The organism is Blautia sp. CAG:257 (genome assembly GCF_000433815.1).
Lineage (GTDB): Bacteria > Bacillota > Clostridia > Lachnospirales > Lachnospiraceae > Blautia_A > Blautia_A caecimuris.
In genome coordinates this window covers 20,246-42,226 of the sequence record NZ_HF998993.1, presented here as the reverse complement: position 1 = coordinate 42,226, position 21,981 = coordinate 20,246, and the positions used below count along the sequence as shown (strand labels likewise).

Annotated in this window: 22 protein-coding genes and 1 other RNA gene; 9 read left to right on the top strand and 14 right to left on the bottom strand. The window is 43.2% G+C overall.

Annotated elements, in window-relative coordinates:
- Positions 1-155: 155 nt before the first annotated feature.
- The gene (locus QVP40_RS01995) at positions 156-674 is read left to right on the top strand and encodes an RNA polymerase sigma factor (RefSeq protein ID WP_022066841.1); all 519 of its coding nucleotides are present in this window, start codon (positions 156-158) and stop codon (positions 672-674) included.
- Positions 671-2,155 carry a DUF4179 domain-containing protein gene (locus tag QVP40_RS01990; RefSeq protein WP_022066840.1) on the top strand — a complete coding sequence of 495 codons (1,485 nt, stop codon included), beginning with the start codon at positions 671-673 and terminating at the stop codon, positions 2,153-2,155. The genes QVP40_RS01995 and QVP40_RS01990 overlap by 4 nt, the downstream gene beginning before the upstream one ends.
- Positions 2,156-2,229: 74 nt before the next feature.
- On the opposite strand, the gene QVP40_RS01985 is transcribed toward QVP40_RS01990, so the two are convergent.
- From QVP40_RS01985 to QVP40_RS01975, 3 genes are all read right to left on the bottom strand, one after another.
- The gene (locus QVP40_RS01985; protein ID WP_022066839.1) at positions 2,230-3,954 is read right to left on the bottom strand and encodes an ABC transporter ATP-binding protein; all 1,725 of its coding nucleotides are present in this window, start codon (positions 3,952-3,954) and stop codon (positions 2,230-2,232) included.
- A gap of 122 nt (positions 3,955-4,076) precedes the next feature.
- Complete coding sequence (locus QVP40_RS01980) at positions 4,077-5,471, bottom strand: HAMP domain-containing sensor histidine kinase (RefSeq protein ID WP_022066838.1); 1,395 nt, start codon at positions 5,469-5,471, stop codon at positions 4,077-4,079.
- A complete protein-coding gene (locus tag QVP40_RS01975; protein ID WP_022066837.1) occupies positions 5,468-6,190 on the bottom strand; it encodes a response regulator transcription factor in 723 nt (240 codons plus the stop codon). The genes QVP40_RS01980 and QVP40_RS01975 overlap by 4 nt, the downstream gene beginning before the upstream one ends.
- 187 nt (positions 6,191-6,377) lie before the next feature.
- On the opposite strand from QVP40_RS01975, the gene QVP40_RS01970 reads away from it, so the two are divergent.
- The 4 genes from QVP40_RS01970 to ssrA all read left to right on the top strand — a co-directional run bounded on the left by QVP40_RS01970 (position 6,378) and on the right by ssrA (position 9,378).
- Entirely contained in the window at positions 6,378-7,292 is a 915-nt protein-coding gene (locus tag QVP40_RS01970) for an ATP-binding cassette domain-containing protein (RefSeq protein ID WP_022066835.1), read from the top strand.
- On the top strand, positions 7,289-8,050 hold the full coding sequence (locus QVP40_RS01965; protein WP_022066834.1) for an ABC transporter permease: 762 nt from the start codon (positions 7,289-7,291) through the stop codon (positions 8,048-8,050). Before QVP40_RS01970 ends, QVP40_RS01965 begins: the two co-directional genes overlap by 4 nt.
- Positions 8,051-8,053: 3 nt before the next feature.
- Positions 8,054-8,785, top strand: coding sequence for an ABC transporter permease (locus QVP40_RS01960; protein ID WP_022066833.1), 732 nt, complete (start codon positions 8,054-8,056; stop codon positions 8,783-8,785).
- A gap of 244 nt (positions 8,786-9,029) precedes the next feature.
- Positions 9,030-9,378, top strand: a transfer-messenger RNA (tmRNA) gene (gene ssrA, locus QVP40_RS01955).
- Positions 9,379-9,516: 138 nt separating this feature from the next.
- Here ssrA and QVP40_RS01950 read toward each other — a convergent pair.
- Positions 9,517-10,209: an LrgB family protein gene (locus QVP40_RS01950; RefSeq protein ID WP_022066832.1), complete on the bottom strand. Its 693-nt coding sequence runs from the start codon at positions 10,207-10,209 to the stop codon at positions 9,517-9,519.
- 6 nt (positions 10,210-10,215) lie between these two features.
- Positions 10,216-10,599: a CidA/LrgA family protein gene (locus tag QVP40_RS01945; protein ID WP_022066831.1), complete on the bottom strand. Its 384-nt coding sequence runs from the start codon at positions 10,597-10,599 to the stop codon at positions 10,216-10,218.
- Between the two features lie 686 nt (positions 10,600-11,285).
- Between QVP40_RS01945 and QVP40_RS01940 the strand changes: the two genes are divergently transcribed.
- Positions 11,286-12,602 (top strand): Na+/H+ antiporter NhaC family protein, encoded by a 1,317-nt coding sequence (locus tag QVP40_RS01940; RefSeq protein WP_022066830.1) that lies wholly within the window; start codon positions 11,286-11,288, stop codon positions 12,600-12,602.
- A 77-nt stretch (positions 12,603-12,679) separates the two neighbouring features.
- Here the strand turns inward: QVP40_RS01940 and QVP40_RS01935 are convergent, their stop codons facing one another.
- The 5 genes from QVP40_RS01935 to QVP40_RS01915 all read right to left on the bottom strand — a co-directional run bounded on the left by QVP40_RS01935 (position 12,680) and on the right by QVP40_RS01915 (position 16,884).
- The gene (locus QVP40_RS01935; protein WP_022066829.1) at positions 12,680-13,687 is read right to left on the bottom strand and encodes an aldo/keto reductase; all 1,008 of its coding nucleotides are present in this window, start codon (positions 13,685-13,687) and stop codon (positions 12,680-12,682) included.
- Positions 13,688-13,853: 166 nt separating this feature from the next.
- Positions 13,854-14,411 (bottom strand): elongation factor P, encoded by a 558-nt coding sequence (gene efp / locus QVP40_RS01930; RefSeq protein ID WP_022066828.1) that lies wholly within the window; start codon positions 14,409-14,411, stop codon positions 13,854-13,856.
- Between the two features lie 63 nt (positions 14,412-14,474).
- Positions 14,475-14,999, bottom strand: a complete 525-nt coding sequence (locus QVP40_RS01925) for a shikimate kinase (protein WP_022066827.1) — start codon at positions 14,997-14,999, stop codon at positions 14,475-14,477.
- Complete coding sequence (locus tag QVP40_RS01920) at positions 14,996-15,499, bottom strand: YqeG family HAD IIIA-type phosphatase (protein WP_022066826.1); 504 nt, start codon at positions 15,497-15,499, stop codon at positions 14,996-14,998. Before QVP40_RS01920 ends, QVP40_RS01925 begins: the two co-directional genes overlap by 4 nt.
- A gap of 23 nt (positions 15,500-15,522) precedes the next feature.
- The gene (locus QVP40_RS01915) at positions 15,523-16,884 is read right to left on the bottom strand and encodes a citrate/2-methylcitrate synthase (protein WP_022066825.1); all 1,362 of its coding nucleotides are present in this window, start codon (positions 16,882-16,884) and stop codon (positions 15,523-15,525) included.
- A 329-nt stretch (positions 16,885-17,213) separates the two neighbouring features.
- Between QVP40_RS01915 and gdhA the strand changes: the two genes are divergently transcribed.
- Entirely contained in the window at positions 17,214-18,548 is a 1,335-nt protein-coding gene (gene gdhA / locus QVP40_RS01910; protein WP_022066824.1) for an NADP-specific glutamate dehydrogenase, read from the top strand.
- A gap of 92 nt (positions 18,549-18,640) precedes the next feature.
- On the opposite strand, the gene sigG is transcribed toward gdhA, so the two are convergent.
- Positions 18,641-19,420, bottom strand: coding sequence for an RNA polymerase sporulation sigma factor SigG (gene sigG / locus QVP40_RS01905; protein ID WP_022066823.1), 780 nt, complete (start codon positions 19,418-19,420; stop codon positions 18,641-18,643).
- 103 nt (positions 19,421-19,523) lie between these two features.
- A complete protein-coding gene (locus tag QVP40_RS01900) occupies positions 19,524-19,787 on the bottom strand; it encodes a PRC-barrel domain-containing protein (RefSeq protein WP_022066822.1) in 264 nt (87 codons plus the stop codon).
- A gap of 161 nt (positions 19,788-19,948) precedes the next feature.
- Here QVP40_RS01900 and nrdR point away from each other — a divergent pair, with 161 nt between their 5' ends.
- Positions 19,949-20,401, top strand: coding sequence for a transcriptional regulator NrdR (gene nrdR, locus QVP40_RS01895; RefSeq protein WP_022066821.1), 453 nt, complete (start codon positions 19,949-19,951; stop codon positions 20,399-20,401).
- Between the two features lie 142 nt (positions 20,402-20,543).
- Here nrdR and QVP40_RS01890 read toward each other — a convergent pair whose 3' ends face one another.
- Positions 20,544-21,728, bottom strand: a complete 1,185-nt coding sequence (locus tag QVP40_RS01890) for a glycoside hydrolase family 5 protein (RefSeq protein ID WP_022066820.1) — start codon at positions 21,726-21,728, stop codon at positions 20,544-20,546.
- Between the two features lie 15 nt (positions 21,729-21,743).
- The gene (locus tag QVP40_RS01885) at positions 21,744-21,971 is read right to left on the bottom strand and encodes an HPr family phosphocarrier protein (protein ID WP_022066819.1); all 228 of its coding nucleotides are present in this window, start codon (positions 21,969-21,971) and stop codon (positions 21,744-21,746) included.
- Positions 21,972-21,981 lie beyond the last annotated feature (10 nt).

The following is a 21,981-nucleotide window of genomic DNA, read 5'->3' as shown; positions in this document are numbered from 1 at the left end:
CTTCTGTGAACGCCCAAACAGATTTTTTAAAAATTTTGTACTTTTTGAATCCTTTTTTGTTTTTCCGCCGTCTAATAAGCAGATACACAAAAACAAAGAAGCTTCTACTTTAACATCCCAGCCACGACCGGTCAGAAAACCAGGGGAGGAAATCTATGATTGAACACTTACTGCGAAAAGCAAAAAAGGGTGATTCCGATGCCTTCTGCCGTCTGATGGATACGCAGACACAGAGCATGTACAAAATTGCCCGTTCCTATCTGAAAAACGATGAGGATGCCGCAGATGCCATACAGGATACCATCTTATCCTGTTATGAAAATCTTCTGAGTCTGAAAAACAACAAATATTTTCAGACATGGCTTACACGAATCCTGATCAACAAATGCAAGGATATTCTTCACAAAAAGAAACTGACAGTGTATACAGACAGTATTCCGGACACTCCTTTTTACGAAGACGATTTTGAAACCACCGAGTGGAATCAGATTCTGGCTCCTTTAGATGAAAAATACAGGATCATTCTCCTTCTGTATTATATGGAAGGTTTTAACACCAGCGATATCAGCCAGATTCTGAATATGAAAGAAAGTACAGTAAAAACCCGGCTTCAGCGAGGACGGAAACTGCTCTCAGAAGCCTGCCAGTATCAGACCAGGGAGGGACATGCATGATGATTACATTCAACGATAATGAAAAAAAATTAAAAGACGATCTGAACAGGGATATCGCCCTGCCGGCAGTTGTCCATGAAAGAATTAATACAGCCTACCGCATGATCGAGGAACATACGGTCAAACAGAAAAAAAAGACCCGTAATCCCTACCACTGGATGAAAACAGGGGCAAAGGTTGCCGGAGGTCTGGCAGCCGCTGTGGCAGTTGGATTTATTTTCTGCGCAGCCAACCCGGTTATGGCAAGAGAGCTTCCGCTCATCGGAGGAATTTTTGAACAGCTTCAGGATAAAGTAAGCTTTTTCGGGAATTTCTCGGATAAGGCAACCTCTCTTGAAGAGTCTGCCGCTCCAACCTCAGATACAGAGAAACTTCCGGAGACATCTTCCGCTGATGAAACTCCCCGGGAAACAGTTTTCACAAAAACACAGGACGGACTCACCATAACCCTGTCTGAAATTTATGCAAACGATCTGACCTGCTATATTACGGTAAAAGCAGTCAGCGAAGAACCGTTCCCGGATACTCTGATGGATCAGGACGGAAAACCATGCATCTCTCTTGTAACAGAACCCCGATACAGCTTCCTGGAAGATACGGGTATGAATCCTGGTATACAGTATATCAATCCGGAAGGAGAATTTACGGATGACCATACCTACATAGCTATTTTACGGCTGGATACTCAGTTTGAAGATACCGCTGAATTTGAACAGAAATATCAGGAAATGGTGGATGAGATTCTTGCAGAAATGGGGATTACCATGGATGATATCAATGATGAAACAGAAGAAGGCCATGCTAACCTGGAAGAATTTAACGACCGTGTTTTAGCACGGGGCGGCGCTCTCCAGTCTCAGTATGTCAAGCCCATTGTTACTCCGGAAACTTATACTCTGAACCTGACCTTTAAGGAATTTATCGGAGACAAAGCAGAACCTGAATTCTGGGACAGTGGATATACCCAGGAGGAACTGGAAGCCATGTCAGAGGCAGAATTTCAGGAAATTATGAACCAGATGCCGGAAGAATATTCTCAGAATCCCAATAAATATCAGAATTACTGGTTTAAAGGGGACTGGAGCTTTGAAATCCCGGTAACAGTAGATAATTCCCTGACGGAAACTCTGGAAATCAATGAAACCAATGAAGAAGGCATCGGACTTGCCTCCATTGCCAGAACGCCTTATGAAATCACCATTACTCCTTTGTATAAAGAAGGTTCTGACAGCGACTGTTTCCTGGTTGCTCTGGATGCTGACGGCAATATGCTGCCGTACAACCGCTCTTCCTCTGACTCTTATAATTACGCGATACAGGACAAAAATATCTCATTCATAGATATCTATCTTCTGGATTATATGCAGTACATGGATGAACTGAAAGTTCAGTATTACAATGAAGAGCTGGACAATGCAGAATGGAAAGCCCTGCTGGATGCCAATGCAAGATATCACAAAACAGTCAGCTTAGACAAATAAATTCTCATAAAAATATCCCGGAAAAGGATTTACTGGCAGACTCCAGAAATTCTTCTCCGGGATTTGTGATTTTATCAGCTCATCTGATAATAATGTGCGTATATTCCGTTTTTTGCCAGAAGCTCCTCATGAGAACCGCGCTCTGCAATTCCATTATCTGCAACCACCAAAATCTCATCTGCATTCCGTATGGTGGAAAGGCGATGGGCAATGGTAATGGTTGTCCGGTTCCTGGAAAGCTCCTCCAGACTTTTCTGGATCCAGCGCTCGCTTTCATTATCAAGAGCGCTTGTGGCTTCGTCCAGAATCAGAACAGGCGGATTTTTCAGAAATACTCTGGCAATGGAAATCCTCTGCTTCTGTCCTCCTGAAAGCCTTGTTCCTCTCTCTCCTACAAAGGTGTCATATCCCTCAGGAAGGGACATAATAAAGTCATGGATATTTGCTTTTTTTGCAGCCTCAATAATCTCTTCCATGGAAGCAGAGGGCTTGCCGTAAGCAATATTTTCTTTAATGGTTCCTCCGAAAAGATAAATATCCTGCTGCACAAGACCAATCTGGCTTCTCAGAGATTCCAGAGTCAGCTTTCCGACCTCTTTGCCGTCAATAGTGATCCGACCTCCGGTTACATCATAGAATCTTGGAAGCAGGGAACAGATGGTAGTCTTGCCGCTTCCGGAAGGACCTACCAGTGCAATAGAGCGTCCTGCAGGAATGGTAAAAGAAATATTATCAAGAACCAAAGTCTCATCATCACTGTAATGGAAGGACACGTTTTCGTAGGAAACCTCTCCTTTCACATCCGTAAGAGGCTCTGCATCCGGAGCATCTACAATATCCGGCTCTGTCTCCATTACATCCAGAAAACGCCGGAAGCCGGAAAAGCCTTTCTGCATCATTTCGATCAGCTCCACAAGAATCTGGATAGGACTTACAAAAATACCGATATACAAAGCATACATGGCCAGATCTCCGGCATTCATTTTTCCTCTGGCAATAAGAAGTCCGCCGAACACCAGTGTCACCAGGTACATCATTCCCTGGAAGAAACGGTTCCAGCCCATGAAATTCCCCATACAACTGTAGTTTGCATCCTTGGAGTGAAGAAAGGCCTGGTTGCTTTTGCCAAATTTTCTGCGCTCCACATCTTCATTGGCAAAGGACTGTACCACACGGATCCCTGCCAGAGTATCCTGAAGGCTGGAGTTTACATCACCGATCTTTCTGCGGTTATCCATAAAGGTTTCCTGCATTCTCCGGTTCTGCTTCATGGAAAACACCAGCATGATCAATACCAGGATCAGAAGCGGAATTGCCAGTCTCCAGTTAATAAGAAACAGGAAAACAAATGATCCCACAATCTTGATCAGAGAGATAAACAGGTTCTCAGGACCATGATGGGCAAACTCCGCAATATCAAAAAGGTCGGATACCAGCTTGCTCATCATCTGTCCGGAATTGTTCTGATCATAGTAGGAAAAGGACAGTTTTTCATAATGGTCAAACAGCTGCTGTCTCATATCCCTCTCCATCTTTGCTCCCATCATATGGCCCTGATAGCCCACATAATACACACAAAAACTCTGAATGACATACATGATCAGAAGGCACAGGCCAATGGGAAGAAGGACCTTCAGGATAGTAGAAGGCTCTTCTGTAAAAACAGTTGCTGTCAGTGTTCTCAGAATCTGCGGAAATGCCAGATCCACCAGACTGATAATGGCGGCGCACAGAAGATCCAGAAAAAACACGGTTTTATAAGGTCCGTAGTAACGGATAAATTTTTTAAGCGTGTACATAATTACCTCTTATCCTTTCATTTTAGTCATACCTATTATAGACGCTATCTTCACGAAATACAATCGGAAAATAGACTCTTCCAGGTACTGAAGCGAGCCTAAAACAAAAAGAGGCATTCTCCCTACGGATGCAGTTTCGATACGGACAGTTCCAGGGTCACATCATAAGTGCCCGACTCCCTTTTCTCAAAAATCAGTTCTCCTCCGTGAGCCCTTACAATCTGTCTGGCAAGCCTTAATCCCATAATATGGACTTTATCTGTCTGGTTGTCCATGTTCTGCACCACAAGTTCCGGGACTCCTTTTCCCGTATCTTTTACAGAAATGTATATTTTTTCATTTTTTTCGTACAGCCTTACCATAACCTGGCACCCTCCCGGATTATGCCTTACACTGTTTCCGATCAGGTTCCTCAACGCACGTTTGAGCAGACCGCTGTCTGCAAAAATACGGACCTTCTCCATGTCTGCAGGAATCAAAAGTTCCACATCCACCTCCGGTTCCTGTCCTTTATCCTGTTCAATTTTTTCATTATAAATGTCTGCCGCACACTCCCGGAGAATAAGAGCAGGAGAACACTCTTTTTTATTCAATGGCTGTGCCTCATATGCCAGCTTTGATGTAAGATTCAGATCCGTGATCAGCTGCCGGATCACTAAGCTCTGTCTGCACACCGCATCAGCCAAAGCCTTCTCCTCCTGATTAAGATTGGGACTTTTGGAAAGGCGGTCCGTATAACCTACAATTAACGCCAGAGGCGTACGAATATCATGAGAAACACCTGCAATCCACTCCGTTCTTGCCAGATCTCTTTTGGTCAGCCGTTTTTTCTGTTCCTGAAGTATTTCAGAAGTCCGGTTAAGCTGCGCTGCCAGAATACCTGTCATACCTTTTTCCCTGAGCTTTACCTCCTCTTCCCTGGATAATTTCTCAAGGCCCCTGCCCAGAGGCTTCAGCGCCTGATAAAACCGATATCCCAGCAAAAATACAAAAACAATAATCACGATCGTATTCACGATCAGAGCCCATTTCACATACTGCGGAATCATAGTAAAATTTGTAAGAGTAAGAATCTCACTGTATCTGAAAAAAAATTCCGGATCAAGTCCCACTACCAGAAGTAATTTCCCGGCTTCCCAGACCGCTACCGGATAATCATGAAGATACCATCTTGAAAACCGTGCCACTTCTGAAATTGTATAGGAGCGGTCAAAGCCTGCAGGAAGCTTCCATTCCCATACAACCTCCCCATGTTCATCAAGTGCCATACACCACTTAAAATCTGCCTCTTTCAGCTCCTGTCTCCCTGTGTCAGACAGCTGCCAGGTATCATTTTCCTGATAAAATTCCTTTCCAACACTTTCCAGAGCGCTTCTCTTAAAATCCGGGGCTCCTGCAGAAACCATGTTATGGTAGCCCACCGCCACAAAAACAGCAATATTGCTGATCAATATAACACCAATAATCATACCGGCTGTGACAGAATACCGGCTGATAATCTTAAACAGGCTCTTCATGGCTTTTCTCCCTTTCCTTCTGCCAGCCGGTAGCCCAGTCCCCGTACAGTAAGAAGCCACTGCGGATGAGAGGGATCCTCCTCAATTTTTTCTCTCAGATGCCGGATATGTACCATCAGCGTATTTTCATACCCATAATAACCGTCTCCCCAGGCCGCATTACACAAAGCATCAAAGGTAACGATCCTGCCTCTGTTTTCATGCAGCTTTAAAAGCAATGCCAGTTCTTTTGCCGTAAGAGAAGTCTCGTTTCCCTGAAAACGCACAATCCCATAGTCAAACAGCACTTCGTGGCTGCCCAGACGCAGAATATGTTCCTCCTGAGTTTTTTCTTTTTCCATACGATAGGTTCGTTTTAGTATGGCAGTAACTCTAAGCACCAGCTCCGGCGGCAGAAATGGTTTGGTAATATAATCGTCAGCTCCCAGACCCAGCCCAAAAAGTCTGTCTCTGTCCTCATCTCTGGCAGACAGAAAAAGAATGGGAATCTCTGAGTTTTCTCTCAGCTTCTGAAACAGCTGAAATCCGTCTCCATCCGGCAGCATCACATCCAAAACTGCCATGTCCGGCTTTTCCATCTGAAAAACCGTCAGAGCTTCCTGCACGCATTTTGCTTTTACTATATTTTTATAACCGCTATGTCTTAAAATGTCTGCAATCATCTCCAGAAGTTCCTGATTGTCATCTACAAGCATCAGTTTTCGTTCATATATGTCCATAAAATTTCCCTCCGGTCTGTCTCCTCTTCATTTCTTTTCCTATTATAATTTATTTTTGTACCCATTCCAACTTCTCCTGTATAAAATTAAGCTAAAAATAAGGTACTGTTAAGTCTCACATAAGCCTGATATTTTATACTGTAATCAGTTCAGAAAATAACAATTCACTTTACAGGAGGAACTTTATATGGGACCTGTCATTACCACAAATTCTCTTACAAAAAAATACAAGGACAAAACAGTTGTAAGCCAGTTGGATCTGCGTATTCCCGGAGGAAGCATTTATGGCTTTCTCGGTCCAAACGGCGCGGGAAAATCAACAACTCTAAAAATGCTTCTGGGGCTTATCAGACCCACAGAGGGCAAAATCCAGATTCTCGGAAAAGAAGTCTGCTCCAGAAACCGTCTGAGCATCCTCTCAGATACAGGATCTCTGATTGAATCGCCAGCTTATTACGGTCATCTTACAGGAAAAGAAAACCTGCAGATCATATGTACACTGAAAAATGTTCCGGAAAAAGACATTTCCAGAGTTCTTTCTATTGTTCGTATGGAAGAACAGCAAAACAAAAAAGTCAGTCAGTATTCTCTTGGAATGAAGCAGCGTCTTGGACTGGCTGCAGCTCTTCTGGGAAAACCAAAGCTTCTCCTTCTGGATGAGCCTACCAACGGTCTGGATCCGGCCGGAATCCAGGAAATGAGAGAACTGATCTGTTCCCTGCCCGAGACCCTGGGCATTACAGTTCTTATATCAAGCCATCTTCTCTCAGAAATAGACCAAATGGCATCTCATGTAGGAATTATCAACCAGGGAGCACTGATTTTTCAGGACAGCCTTTCTGTTCTTCATGAACACAGCCGTTCAAAAATGCTGCTTCACACCTCAGATGATCAGACAGCCCTTCAATACCTGAAGCACTCCGGTATCTCCTGCCACTGGCAGAATGGCAGAATCATGCTGAATACTCTGGAAGACAACCGGATCATGCAGGCAGTTTCTCTTCTGGTAAATTCCGGTATTGGAATTTTAAGACTGGAAGAACAGCAGATGAGCCTTGAAGAGATTTTCCTTCATCTTACAGGAAAGCAGGTGAGCTTATGATTTCTATAACAGCAAGACAACTACGGGCAGAGCGCCAGAAGATCCGCCATACAAAGGCTCTTCTTGTTCCACTGGGCTTTCTGGGTTTTGAAATCCTTTGGACCATGTGGCAGCTTAGTTCTATGAAACCCTCTGAATTTTCACAGGGGTATCTGATGCTGTTCTACAATCTGCCTGTCATGAACACGCTTCTGATGCCCTTAATGATCTCTGTGATTGCCAGTCGGGTCTGTGATATGGAAGTAAAAGGAGATACACTGAAAATTCTTTATACTATGCAGAAGCAAGAAAGCTTTTTTGACTTTAAATATCTGAACTGTCTCCGATATATAACCGTTTTTGTTGTTGGACAGGGACTTATGATTCTCTTCTTTGGAACCGTAAACCATCTGGGTACCATCCGTCCTTCTATATTTTTCATATATCTGATTACAACCTTTGCGGTCAGTACTGTGGTTCTCTCCATACAGCAGACTCTGTCACTGATGTCCCACAGTCAGCTTCTTCCTCTGGGGATTGGAATTGGCGGCAGCTTCCTGGGGCTTTTTTCTCTGTTTTTCCCAAAGCCTGTAGCGCGTCTGGTTCTCTGGGGCTATTACGCAAATTTTTCTGTAGTCGGTATGAACTGGGATCCTGATACAAGAATTATTGATTATTATGTGCTTTCCTTCCCGTTGTCCCGGTTTTTGCTTTTTCTGGCGGCAGGTGTTTTCATCTATTTTATCTGTCGCATGATCGTTGTAAAAAAGGAGGTCTAACCTATGCTTACCCGCTGTATTCTTGCTGAGCGCAAAAAACTGCGTCATTCACTGATTCTGCCGGCCTGTATTCTGATTCCCATTATTCCGGCAATTATGGGAACCTTTAATTATCTTCAGAATCTGGGAATTTTAAAATCAGAATGGTATTCTCTCTGGACACAGCATACTTTATTTTATGCCAGTTTCTTTTTTGCACCGCTGATCGGACTTTACTGCTCCTACTTATGGCGTCTGGAACATCGAAACAATAACTGGAATTCCATTATGACTGCCCCAGTTCCTGTATGCTGCATTTATTTCGCAAAACTTACAGTTATCCTGACAATCACACTGCTGACACAGCTCTGGACAGGAATCTTATATCTGGTCTGCGGAAAAATAGCCGGGCTTCCCGGGTTATTCCCTCCTGATATTTTTTTCTGGCTTCTCCGGGGTACTGTGGGAGCGCTTCCCATATGCGCTCTTCAGCTTTTTCTCTCTATGAAAATACGGAGTTTTTCCATTCCTATTGCTATTGGTCTGGTAGGAAGCGTTCTCGGCACTGTACTGAACAGCGAAGGAGCGGATCTCTTCTGGCCCTACTGCCTGATGCTTCTCGGAATGAATGCCAACAAATCCGAAAATACCATGTCCGGTGAAATGCTGCCGTTTTTTATTTCTGTATGCCTGTTTACTGTTATATTCAGCGCCGCATCTGTATGGGAAATGAAACATCGGGATATCCATGCCTGAACAAAAGCTTTCCCCCAGGGCATACCATGAAACTGCCATTACCCGAAGCAATTTGGGAGATATTTTGACCAGATTAATGAAAACGGAACCAGCTGTTTCCCAAGTCAGAAGATAAATGGAAAAAACAAAACAAAAAATCTGCGCTAAAACGAAAAACCACCCTTGACATATAACTGAATTTCTTCTAATATAAGGACAGAAAAGCTTACGTTCGTCTGTTTGCCAGAAGTCATCTTATTTTCAGGGGCTTGTACTGGTTTCGACGGGGGCTTTGAAGTTGGGGAAGCCATCCGCAGACTCTTGGACTGCGTACCAACCAGGAACCTAAATATAAACGCAAACGAACAGTACGCGTTAGCAGCCTAAGTGCTGCTCGTCAGCCCTGACGCACTCACACATCAGGAATCTGGCGCCGACTATGTGAGAAACCTTGCCGGGTAAGCTTTGCCCCGGTAGATGTATTATGAAGCTACTGAAGCAGTAAGCCTGTCGGTGGGCGTACTGCCAAGGGAATGTTAAATCAGCGACTGTGATGGGAGATGCCGCAAGGGATAGGCTTTCGGACGCGGGTTCAATTCCCGCCAGGTCCACTAAAAAAGCCGTGAAACCTACTAAAATCAATAGGTTCACGGCTTTTTTATTTTGCCGGATTTGATTACAAACTCTTAACTGCAACAATATCTTTTCATATCTGAAGCTTCTTTTTATCTATACTTTTCAGTAGATCCATGTCACAAAAAACTGGCGAACACCGAAGCTCCAACCACTGTGCAAAGTCCGCACACAACAATCGCAAGGCTGCTCATAGCCCCTTCTACTTCTCCCATTTCCATTGCTTTGGCAGTTCCTACTGCATGAGCTGCGGTTCCGATCGCCAGCCCCCGGGAAACTGCATGGCGAATACGGAAAAGCTTACATACTGATTCTGCAAAAATATTGCCAAGAACTCCTGTTATAATAATCGTGGCAACTGAAATTGTCACATATCCTCCCAGTTCTTCAGAAACTCCCATTCCAATAGCAGTTGTAATGGATTTTGGAAGAAGAGTTACATATTCTTTATGGCTCAGCCCAAATGCCATGGCCATAGCCAGGATACTTCCCATACTTGCAGCCACTCCTGATAAAATTCCCACCATAATGGCAACCACATTTTTTTTCAGAACATCCAGCTGAATATACAGGGGAATAGCAAGGCAGACGGTTGCCGGTGTCAGAAGATAACTTAAATATTGTGCGCTGGCATTATAGCTGTCGTAATCTACGCCAAACAGGATCAGGACTCCAATAACCAGAAGAATGGAAATCAGAAGAGGATTTAAAATTGCCAGCTTCCATTTTTTCTTTATTGCAAGCCCGATCTCATATGCCAGAAGACTGATCACAAATCCCAGTGTTGCTGAATTAAGAACTATATTTTCCATCTTTTTTCACTCCTCCCTTACTTTCCGGTTCTTTCTGCTTGTTTTTTCCTTTCGATCCATCATAAAATCCGTTACTTTTCCAGTCACAAAAATAACAATAAAAGTGGTGGATACTGTAATTACAAGAAGAGGTACCAGAAACCCCTGAAGCTCTTCCCAGGATGCCATCAGCCCCACACCTGCAGGAATAAACATCAATGGCATGATCTCAATCAGAAATTCTCCTACATCCTTTACATTTTCTACCTTAATTACTTTTGTAAGAAGCAGTACAAACATAAGCAAAAGGCCATAAATACTTCCCGGAATCGGCAGTGGAATAAAATATTTCATCAGTTCTCCTGCACAGGTGACACCCAAAATGATTCCGAATTGTCTCATATACTTCATATCCTGTCTCCTTCTCTGTGGATTCTTCAATATTTGATACATTAAAACGTTACTGTTGTAACTTTAGAATCAGTGTTTTTCATTATAGCACATATCCTTTTTTACACAATAGGAAAACTGACTGATATCCATCTGTTTTTCTTAAGAGAACATGTCAATAACGCCCAAATTGGTCTTACCAGTTTTATTTTTCCGGGAATAAAACGAACGCATCCGCTTCGAACTTCCTGGATTTCTCAACTTTCTCCACTTTACGCGCCTGATGCAGACTGCCATGGACAGTCATATTTTTCAGTCTCGGATCGCATCCTCCCGAAGCGTTTTTATTTGCCAGAATGTACTGATCTGCAAATGAACAAGTTAAAAAAGTGTACAAAATACTTGTTGTTTTGGATTTATAGGATACACAAGTTTAGAATCTTTTTATGTTCGCAAATTACGGATTCTGTTTTGCCAGATTTTGTATTAAGTAATTTATGTAGCAAAATTGTGTATGTGTAAGACTAAATTTTATTGGCGTGTAGGGGGCATGCCCATACGAAGAGTGGAATTTAAGTTTGCATTTTAGTAGTAAATAAAAAAATAATTTTTATGTAGTATCACAGCATATTTAATGTTACAATGAAGTATACTTTCCGCATATATCTGCAGGCGGAAAGCACGTTACTTTATGGAGGAAAATGAATATGAAGAAAGGAAACTGGAAGGCACTTCTTCCAATTGCAGTATTCCTGGTTATGTATCTTGGACTGGGAATTCTTTTCGAGTACGTTCTGAAAATTCCCATGGGCTTTTATAATATTCCCATTGTGGTTTCATTTCTGACTGCTCTTCTAGTTGCATGTATCCAGAACCCCAAATTAAGCTTTGACGAAAAGCTTTCTGTAATGGCACAGGGTGTAGGTGATAAGAATATTGTTACCATGATCCTGATTTTTATGGTTGCAGGCATTTTTGTGGGAGTTGTAGGAAGGGAAAGCGCTGAGAGCGTAGCGTATTTTCTTCTTTCTGTGATTCCTGCACGCTTTGCAGTAATTGTACTGTTTGTGGTAAGCTGTTTTGTTTCTCTTGCCATGGGAACCTCAGTCGGAACCATCACGCTTATTACTCCTATTGCCCTTGCTGTATCCACAGCTTCCGGCTTTGCAGCTCCGCTGTGCGTGGGCGCTGTTATGGGAGGCGCTATGTTTGGAGACAATCTTTCTTTTATCTCCGATACCACCATCGCAGCCTGCAATGGACAGGGATGTGCAATGAAGGATAAATTCCGTGCCAATTTTAAGATTGCGCTTCCTGCAGCTCTTGTTACCCTGGCAATTATTTTTATCCGTACTTCAGGCGGTGCAGACAGTGCGGCAATTATCAAGGATTACAATCTGATCCGAATTATTCCGTATGTACTTGTACTGGTGGGAGGGATTATCGGTATCAACGTTTTTGTAGTTCTTCTCATTGGAATTGTTTCCGGTTCCGTAATTGTTCTGGCAACAGGCGCAACTCAGGCAACTGATCTTCTGGCAAATATGGGAACCGGGGCTGCCGGTATGTATGAAACCACAATGGTGGCTATTCTTGTATCCGCCATCTGTGCGCTGATCCAGAAGTATGACGGATTTACTGCTCTTCTGAATTTTATCCGCCGTATCTTTAAAACTCAAAAGGGCGGAAAACTGGGCATGGGACTTCTTGTAGGCGCTATGGATATTGCAACAGCCAACAATACCGTTGCCATTGTTATGGCTAATCCCATTGCAAAGGAAATGGCAGAGGAATACGATGTAACGCCTCAGACAACCGCTTCCATCCTGGACACATTTTCCTGTGTATTCCAGGGAGTGATCCCCTATGGTGCTCAGATGCTGATCACACTTTCTACTGCTGCAGAGCTTGGATTTGAAATGTCAGCCTTTGACATTATGCCAAATCTTTATTATCCGTATATTCTTCTTGTAAGCGCTCTGTTCTTTATGTTCTTTGAGCCCGGAAGAAAAAAAGTCAAATAAAACCATACATAGTAAAAAGCTGTGGATGATTCCAGGAAATTTCTCCTGTACATCCGCAGCTTTTTCATTTTCACATTTTACTCGCCCATATCCTCAGCGCATTTTTTCAGTTTTTCTCTGATCGGAAGATGGTAAGGACATCTCTTCTCACACTCTCCGCATTCAATACATGCAGATGCCTTTACCGGCAATGTACTGTAACGGTCTTTTGCCCAGTCTGCCAGATTATATCTCTGAAGATATCCGGCAAACAGAAATACACTTGGAATATTAATTCCCACAGTGCAGGGGGCACAGTAATTACATCTGCGGCAAAAATCTGTTCCCAGCTGTTGTTTTATTTCTTCCATTTTCTGAAGCTCTTCTCCTGAAAGAGGAGTTTCGTCCTCACAGGCTTTTATATTCTGATCCAGTTCTGTCATCTCTGCCATTCCCGGAATCACTACTGTCACATCTCTGTTTGCACAGATATATCGAAGAGCAAGTGATGCGTCCTCAATAGCGCCTCCTGCCAGCGGTTTCATATCAATAAATCCAATATTCTTTTCTGTACAGCGGCGAATCAGTTCCTCTCCCTGATTTTCTACGATATTATATGGGAACATAATTGTCTCCACCCAGTCAAGTTCCAGAGCTTTTTCAAAAACAGCTGTGGAGTGGGCAGTAAGACCGATATGCCCGATTTTTCCCTCTGCCTTTGCCTCCTGAAGAGCCTGGAGGGCTCCGTCCTCTCCCATAACCTGCTCCAGCTGTTCCATGCTGGGATTATGTATCTGATAAAGGTCAATATAATCTGTACGAAGATTTCCAAGGCTTGTTTCAATATCTGCCCTCATAGCATCTTTTGTCCTTGCCATAGACTTGGTTGCCACCACAAATTTATCACGGATTCCTTCCATAGCATATCCCAGATATTCTTCGCTGACTGTATATCCTCTTGCCGTATCAATATAATTGATTCCTTTTTTCACCATTTCGTGAAGCAGTTTCTTTGTTCCCTCAGCGTCAATTCTCTGAATGGGGATTCCGCCAAATCCAAGTCTGGAAATTTTCAGCCCTGTTTTTCCTAAAATTCTGTATTCCATATTCTCTCTCCTTATACCAGAATGAGGCTGTTATCAGCTTCTCTCTGCAGCACATTTTCAACACATTTTTCCCAAAGCCTAAAGCTCGCAGAAAAATTCAAAAATACTGCTGAGATCACTTCTGATACAGCCTCTTATTAAATACGTTCTTCAGATTTTATCTAAATTAAACGCGGGACAGATACTCTCCTGTTCTTGTATCAATTTTTAATTTATCTCCCTGATTTACAAACAGCGGAACCTGTACCTGTGCGCCTGTCTCAACAGTTGCCGGTTTTGTAGCTCCCTGAGCAGTATTTCCTGCAAAACCAGGCTCTGTCTCAATTACTTCAAGCTCAACAAAGAGAGGCGGCTCAATTGCAAATACATTGCCGTTATGAGAACAGATCTTAACGATCTCGTTCTCTTTTACAAACTTCAGAGAATCTCCAACCTGATCTGCTGTAAGCGCAATCTGATCGTAAGTTTCCACATTCATAAAGTTGTAAAGGTCGCCATCGTTGTACAGATAGCTCATATCCACACGGTCAATACGAGCCTGTGGGAATTTCTCTGTAGGACGGAAGGATTTCTCCAGAACAGCCCCTGTAATAATGTTTTTATATTTTGTTCTGACAAAAGCAGCACCCTTTCCAGGTTTTACATGCTGAAATTCAACGATCTGACATACATTTCCTTCAATTTCAAGTGTGACACCGTTTTTGAAATCACCTGCTGAAATCATAATTTATTTCCTCCTTATTGTAATGTTCACTACCCATCATTCTATAATACCATAGCGGTTTTTTCAACTGTTTTTTTCGTATGCCGCTAATTTTTCCTCAATTTCATGAACCAGCTCCTCAAATGGCTTCACTCCTGTCACCACCTGAATGTCCGCAAACTTCTGATAAACAGGATCTCGCTGCTTAAGAAGCTTTTTGATCTTATCATCCCGGTCTTCTCCATCCAGAAGCGGATCTTTGCTGGAGCCTTCCAGTCTTTTTTTCAGTGTTTCCAGTGATCCTTTCAGATATACCACTGTACCCAGCTCTTTCAGATACTTCTGATTCTGTTCCTGAAGCGGAAGCCCGGATCCCAGAGAAATCACTCTTCTTTCACTGTCATTGATCAGTTCCTTCAGTGCCATTGTCTCCAATGCCCGGAAAAACGGCTCTCCAAATTTCTCAAATATCTCTCTTACTGAAAGATTCATTTTCTTTACAATTAATTTTTCAAGATCTACAAAAGGCAGTCCCAGATCTCTGGAAAGCTGCTTGCCTACTCTCGTCTTACCTGAACCCATAAACCCGATGATCACCACATGGTTCATAAAGTCCCCTCCTCTTTCCTGTAAAAATAAAGTACGATTCTTTCCAGATATCGTTTTAAAACGATTTGGATCTCTTCTTTCGGATGGATCGGCTTTACAAGAATATTACGGATTCCCGCTCTTTTTGCTCCATAGATATCTGTAAAAAGCTGATCCCCGATAAAAACGGTGTTGGAACAGTCTGTTCCCAGCAGTTCCATGGCTTTCTGATAATTGCGTACTGCCGGTTTATGTGCGTTTTCAATAAAACGCTCCCCTATTTTTTCATTAAAAGAAGCTACTCTCTGAATCTGGTTATTTGATAAGAAGCAGCTTTTAAATCCGATTTTTCGAAGGCGCTCAAAGAGCTCTACTGCCCGTTTATCTGCCGGTGCCCCGTGAGGCACCAGCGTATTGTCGATATCGAACAGAAGCCCTCTGACTCCCTCCTGATATAATTTTTCATAGTTCACTGCATAAGCAGATTCCAGATATTCATCCGGGAAAAAACATCGAAACATTTTTATCTCCTGCTCTACTTTTTTCAGCGCTGATCAAGCGGCACATATTCCGCTGCTTCCAGCACATTTTTGTATGCGGGACGAATGATCTTGTCTGTATTGATCAGCTCCTCCATACGATGAGCGCTCCAGCCCACAATACGTGCCACCGCAAACATCGGTGTATAAAGCTCCAGAGGAAGATCCAGCATACTGTACACAAATCCACTGTAAAAATCCACGTTGGCGCTGACGCCCTTGTAAATACGGCGCTCTTCTGCAATAACCTCCGGTGCCATTTTTTCTACCATGGAATACAGATTGTAATCCTTCATCCTGCCTTTTTCTTTTGCAAGACTTTCCACAAAGCTTTTAAGGACTTCAGCTCTGGGGTCGGATACAGAATAGATGGCATGACCCATACCATAAATCAGCCCCCGTCTGTCAAAGGCCTCTTTGTGAAGAAGGCGTCTCAAATAATTGCGTACCTCGTCCTCATCTTCCCAGTCATGAACCTCCTTTTTCATATCCTGGAACATACGGATTACCTTAATATTGGCACCGCCGTGCTTTGGTCCCTTCAGTGAACCCAGAGCCGCAGCAATGGCAGAATAGGTATCTGTTCCAGAAGAAGAAACTACATGTGTGGTAAATGTAGAGTTATTACCTCCGCCGTGCTCCATATGAAGAATCAGAGCCAGATCCAGGATCTTGGCTTCCAGATCTGTATATTTCTTGTCAGGTCTCAGAATACGAAGGATATTCTCTGCTGTAGACAGTTCTTTTTTGGGATTATGAATATACAGGCTCTTTCCTCTTATATAGTGGTTGTAGGCCTGATATCCGTAAACAGACAGAAGCGGAAATACGCTGATCAGATTCAGGCACTGGCGAAGTACATTCGGAAGAGAAATATCATCCGGATTATTATCATAGGAGTAAAGGGTCAGCACACTTCTGGAAAGAGCATTCATAATATCCCTTCCCGGCGCTTTCATTACTACATCACGGACAAAGTTTCTCGGAAGAGAACGCTGATTCGCAAGAAGCTGCTTAAATTCCTCCAGCTGCTTTTTATCAGGCAGCACACCAAATAAAAGCAGATATGTAGTTTCTTCAAAGCCAAAACGATCGTCCTTTACAAATCCTGCTGTCAGGTCTTTGATATTATATCCTCTGTAATACAGACTTCCTGCACAGGGAACTTCTTTTCCATCCACTACCTTCACTGCCTGAACATTGGAAACCTGGGTAAGCCCTGCAAGGACACCCTTTCCGTTAATATCACGCAGTCCTCTTTTTACATTGTATTTCCCGTAGAGTGACAGATCAATGCTGCTGTGATCCTTACACATTTCTGTCAGCTGTTCAATCTCCGGTGTTACTTTCATGTTAAATCCTGTCATACATGATTTCTCCTTTCACATTTCACTTCTGTCCAATCAAGGCCCCTCCTCATTCCTTTCTACTATTGTTGTTCCAACAATATCCTCAATTGACAGTATACCATTTTTTTTCATTCCGGTCTACAAAAATAAATTCCCGCTTCTGAAAAGCTTCCGGAATGCTTCTGGAAAAATTTTCACAATAAACCGGCTCTTCTCTTCCATAATTTTTTACAGAAAATTTTCACACTGCTCTTTTCAGCCTTACCACTTTAGTGTATAATAGCATCATTGCTGACAGATATCTGACAGCAAAAAACTCGGATAAAAATGGATGAGGAGGAATTATTATGTCTTACACAGAAGAGGTATACGAAAGAGTCGTAGCACAGAACCCGGGTGAACCGGAATTCCATCAGGCAGTAAAAGAAGTTCTGGATTCCCTGAAGGTAGTCATTGACAAAAATGAAGAAGAATACCGCAGACTTTCTATTCTTGAACGTCTGGTAGAGCCGGAACGAATCATTTCCTTCCGTGTTCCGTGGGTAGATGACAGCGGAAAGGTACAGGTAAACAAAGGTTATCGTGTACAGTTTAACAGCGCCATCGGACCATACAAGGGAGGACTTCGCTTCCATCCGTCTGTAAACCAGAGCATTCTGAAGTTCCTTGGCTTTGAACAGATCTTCAAAAATTCTCTCACAGGACTTCCTATCGGCGGCGGCAAGGGCGGTTCCAACTTTGATCCCAAAGGCAAATCCGACAGAGAGGTTATGGCGTTCTGCCAGAGCTTTATGACTGAGCTCTGCAAATATATCGGCGCTGACACAGACGTACCGGCAGGCGATATCGGTGTAGGCGGACGTGAGATCGGCTATCTGTACGGACAGTACAAACGTATCCGCGACCTCAGCGAAGGCGTTCTTACAGGAAAAGGTCTTACCTACGGCGGATCACTTGTACGTACTCAGGCTACCGGTTACGGCGTTGTTTACATTCTTGATGAGCTGATGAAGGCACACAATGATGAACTCAGCGGAAAAACCGTAATCGTCACAGGCTCCGGAAACGTTGCGATCTACGCTGCCGAAAAAGCGACACAGCTTGGCGCAAAGGTTGTTGCAATGTGCGACTCCAACGGATATATCCATGATCCTGAAGGTATCAAGCTTGATATTGTAAAAGATATTAAAGAAGTAAAACGCGGACGTATCAGAGAATATGCTGACCGTGTAGAAGGAGCATCCTTTACCGAAGGCGTTGGCATCTGGAACATCAAATGCGATGTATACCTTCCCTGTGCAACTCAGAATGAGCTTGGCCTCGATGCTGTTAAGACTCTTATTGCAAACGGCTGCAAATACATTGTAGAAGGTGCAAATATGCCTACTACTCTGGACGCTACGGAATATGCTATGGAAAACGGCGTTCTCTTCCTTCCGGGAAAAGCATCCAATGCAGGCGGCGTGGCTACCTCAGCTCTTGAAATGAGCCAGAACTCCATGAGACTTTCCTGGAGTGCAGAAGAAGTAGACGAAAAGCTTCACGGCATTATGAAAGATATCTACAAAAAGATCGACGATGCTGCACAGCGCTATGATATGAAAGACAATTTCGTTGTAGGCGCTAACATTGCAGGATTTGAAAAAGTTGTAGATGCAATGAAAGCCCAGGGTATCGTTTAATCCTCCCAGTTCTTAATAAAATAAACGAAAAACTGCCGCAGGCAAAGTGCTGATAAACGCTCACTTCTGCTCTGCGGCAGTTTTTATTCTCTTTATGTTCCCAAAAAGTTTTTCATGCTTTTCAGCGCATTTTTTTCCAGGCGGCTGACCTGGGCCTGAGAAATCCCTACTTCCTCCGCCACTTCCATCTGCGTTTTCCCGTCATAAAAACGCATTTCTATAATATGCCGCTCCCTGTCTGAAAGTCTTTCCAGCGCTTCCCGAAGCGAAAGGTTTTCCACCCATTTTTCCTCTCTGTTCTTTTTATCACTAATCTGATCCATCACATAAAGAGTATCTCCTCCCTCTGTATACACCGGTTCAAAAAGACTTACCGGATTTTGGATGGCATCCATTGCATAAACGATCATTTCCTTTTCGATTCCTGTTTCCTGAGAGATTTCTGCGATCGTAGGCTCTCTCAGATGCTGCTTTGTATAATTTTCTCTGGCATAAATGGCCTTATAGGCAATATCCCGCAGAGAACGGCTGACGCGGATACTGTTATTATCTCTTAAATATCTTCGTATTTCTCCAATGATCATAGGCACTGCATAGGTAGAAAATTTAACCTGCAGTGTTGTATCAAAATTATCAATGGCTTTCATCAGTCCGATACATCCGATCTGAAACAGATCGTCTGCATTTTCATTGCTGTTCTGAAACCGTCTGATCACACTTAATACAAGTCTTAAATTTCCTTTGATGTACTGCTCTCTTGCTTCTTTGTCTCCCTCCTTGATCCTGCGGAACAATTCCTCCTTTTCCTCGGGCTTCAAAACAGGAAGCTCAGAGGTATTTACTCCACAGATTTCTACTTTATTAAGCGCCATCGAAACATCCTCCTTCTCTCTTTTGCTTATTAAAAGCTTTCTCAGAGACAAGGAGAAATATACTTTTTTCGGAAAAATATAAAAAATATAAGCCCTTGACAGCTTATGTCAGGTGTTCTTTGCGAAAACATTTTTCCTCCTGGATCTGGACCAGAATGATATCATCCCCAATCTGGCAGATACATTTCCAGGGGATCACATACTCGCTTTCTCTTCCAAAAAAGCTGCACAGCCTTCCCGGTCCGGGAACCACCAGCGCTGTGATCTGGCCGGTCTTACAGTCAAATTCCACATCAATGGGACATCCCAGGCATCGGCAGGTGCAGGTATTAATGATTTCTTTTTGTTTCAGCTCACATAAGCGCATAACAGCAACCGTTTTTTCTCAAATATATGTAAAAAAACGCCAGATTATGCATTTCCATTTGTTGACATAAAAAGTAAAATTATAGTATAATGTGCCCATAACAGCAGGGTTTGGAAGGTTTTGCATATCTCTGCTCAACTGGATAGAAAGGGGACAATGCCATGAAATGTCCGTTTTGTGGTCGGGACAATACCAGAGTTGTAGATTCCAGACCTGTAGAAGACACCAATTCCATCAGAAGAAGACGTATGTGTGAATCATGCGGAAAGCGCTTTACTACTTACGAAAAGGTAGAAACCATTCCGTTAAGCGTTATAAAAAAAGACCAGAACCGTGAACCCTACAGCCGCAGCAAAGTTCAGGACGGGATTCTCCGCGCCTGCTATAAACGGCCTATTCCGGTAGAAAAAATAGAAGAGATCATGGATTCTATAGAGGGAGAAATCTTTGACCGGGCTGACAGAGAAATTTCCAGCAATCAGATCGGCGAGATCGTCATGGAACACTTACAGGCGCTGGACGCAGTTGCTTATGTTCGTTTCGCCTCCGTATACAGAGAATTTAAGGATGTCAGTACCTTTATGGAAGAGCTGAAAAAATTTATGGAACCATAATCCGCAGGAGATAAAAATCCCCTTAAACAGACCTGGGTTCATTGCCCTGTCTGTTTAAGGGGATTCTGTTTTTCTGATCCTGTTTTTATAAATTCTATCAGGCGGTTTCTGATAGATTAAATCCTGTAAATTCCTGTATTTTTTATTCCCGGTTATCTTTTTCCTCAGTCGGAAACCATCCGAAATCCACACATCTTCCCAAATCCCAGCTGTCCCATCCGATCCAGCCTTTTTCGTTTACCGTATCTGTAAGAAGCTTGTAGCTCCAGTAAAAATATCCGCTTCCTTTTTTCCAGGCATTTAACTGAGCCTCTGCCACAGCCTGATAAATCTGCTTTTTCTCCTGTACTCCCAGAGCTTCCTTCTGGCTTCCTTCCTCACCGTTAAGTACACTCCTGCCGCCTTTTGTATCGCAGCCGCAGGCATAAGAATTAAACAGGCACCATTCTCCGCAGATCACTGGAAAATACTGCTCCATCTCCTGAATTTCTTTTTCATAATGCTCCCGGATATATTCCTGATACGCCTCCACGTTCTGTTCACAGCCCTCAGCTTCTGCCATCATCAGATACTGGTGGGTGTCAAGAACCACATTCACATATTTTTCTTCCTGCATAAAATCCTTCCAGGCAAGAAGCTCAAACCCGTCATGGATCACTACGTATTTTTCTTCCGGAAGGAATTTCCTCATTCTGTCATAGGCTCTCACATAAAAATCCTTCAGAAATTCCAGTGTGCAAGGGCCGGAGCCTTCTGCCATGTCTTTATCTGCCGCCGGATAACGGTTTGGCACATCAAATAATTTCCAGGCGCGATCCATAACCGGCTCATTAATGGCCTCGATTCCCCAGAGCCCTTTTCTGTTTCCGTATCTTTCTGCCAGACGTTCCAGAACAGAAAGCACAAATTCCACTTCCTCTGGACTTTTCGACCATCTGCACACGCCGCAGATACCTCCGTTGTCAAAGCCATTCTGCCCAAGAGGCGCTGTATGAAGGTCAAGAAGAATGGTAAGCCCATACTTTTCCGCCCAGTTAAAAGCCTTATCCAGTTCCTTTATGCAGCCTGTAAAGGGTTCTCTGTCCCCAAATACAAAATATGGAACCGGGATACGGACAGCCTCCATTCCCATTGCCTTAATGGTCACAAAATCTCTTTCTGTAATATATTCTGAACGATGGATTTTAATCCTTGCCTCATAAACCTCCCGTGAAAGCTTACGGGGAAGCCAGTATTCATCCTCCGCATCCGTACCCTCAAATAAAGCAGGACTCATCCATTTTTCCAGAACCAGCCAGTTTCCAAGATTTACACCTTTTATAAACATTTTACCTCTCCTCTTTTAACAGATAAATTCCCGGAATGCTTCTTCTACAGCTGCCTCATCCTCTGTATCTGCCATAAGCTCCAGAGGCAAATCCAGGTCAAGGCTGAAAATTCCCATAATGGATTTTGCATTCACATAATATTTTCCACTGGAAAGATCCATATCACAGTCAAACTTCGAACAGATTGCATTAAAGCTCTCCACATCGCTGATATTAACCAGTTTTACTTTTCTTTTTACCATAATTCCTGCC